Consider the following 1230-nt stretch of genomic DNA (forward strand, 5'->3'; position numbering starts at 1 on the left):
TGGAGTGACCACATTCCGGTAGACAGTTTCTGTCCTCACGGTGAGGCCTTTTCGAAGGCCTCCGGGCTGACGCCACCCAGATGACTGTGGCGTCGGGTCCGGTTGTAGAACACTTCAATGTAATCGAAGATATCCGCCCGGGCCATGTCCCGGGTTTTATATATCCGCTTTCTGATGCGCTCTTTTTTCAGTGAACTGAAGAACGATTCTGCCACCGCATTATCCCAGCAGTTGCCACGACGGCTCATGCTCGGCGCCAGATTGTTGGCCCTGCAGAACCGCTGCCAGTCATCACTGCCATACTGACTGCCCTGATCGCTGTGCACTATGACGTTTTCTGCAGGCTTACGCCGCCAGACTGCCATCAGCAGCGCATCCAGTGCCAGCTCGCGCGACAGCGTTGGTTTCATCGACCAGCCCACCACATTACGGGCAAAAAGATCGATAACCACCGCCAGATACAGCCAACCCTGCCAGGTGCGGATGTAGGTAATATCAGTTACCCACACCTGGTTGGGTTTTACCACCGTAAATTCCCGCTGTACGCGATTAGGAGCTATCAGTGACGGCCTTCCCCTGACGCCACGCGGGACCTTATAGCCATGTACGGCCTGTATCCTGTTCCGCTTCATGATTCTGGCAACACGGTTTCTGCTGCATACTTCACCGATTTCACGAAGATCGCCGTGAACCCTGCGATAACCGTAGACTCCGCCGCTCAGTGCATAAGCATCGCGGATGAGCTCCAGCAACCGCTGATTATCCTTTTCTCCGGCAGAAACAGGGCGATGAAGCCAGACGTAAAATCCCGCACGGGCGACCTTCAGAACCCGACACATTGTTACGATCGACCAGATTTCACGGTGATCGTTGATGAAGCGGTACTTCAGTCGGGCTCCCTTGCAAAGTACCGCGCTGCCTTTTTCAGAATATCCCGTTCTTCCTCAGTACGTTTAAGCTGCGCTTTAAGCCTGAGAATCTCCGTCCGCGCATCCAGTAAATCCTGCGCCTGATGCTCGCTGTTATCCGGTCTGACTGACCGGACCCACTTATAAAGGCTGTGAGCCGATACGCCGAGGCGTTCAGAAACATCGGCAACGGAATAGCCCCGTTCAGTAACCTGACGGACAGCTTCCTCCTTAAACTCTGGGGTAAATCGTGGTGTGCCCATAGACTCCTCCTATGCTCAAACTATAGGGCAGATTTGTCTACGGGCTTGGGGGCACTCCA

At 54.5% G+C, this 1230-nt stretch carries 1 protein-coding gene; it reads right to left on the bottom strand.

All coding sequences use genetic code 11. The features are described from left to right. Window positions 1–35 precede the first annotated feature (35 nt). Window positions 36–1171 (bottom strand): IS3-like element ISEc24 family transposase gene (locus FEK46_RS23135; protein ID WP_205712956.1). Its coding sequence is split into 2 segments (ribosomal slippage): window positions 36–925 and window positions 925–1171, totalling 1137 coding nucleotides; the frame shifts between segments, so codons are not numbered across the junction. Window positions 1172–1230 lie beyond the last annotated feature (59 nt).

It is taken from the genome of Escherichia sp. E4736 (genome assembly GCF_005781225.1).
In the GTDB taxonomy this organism is placed as follows: Bacteria; Pseudomonadota; Gammaproteobacteria; order Enterobacterales; family Enterobacteriaceae; genus Escherichia.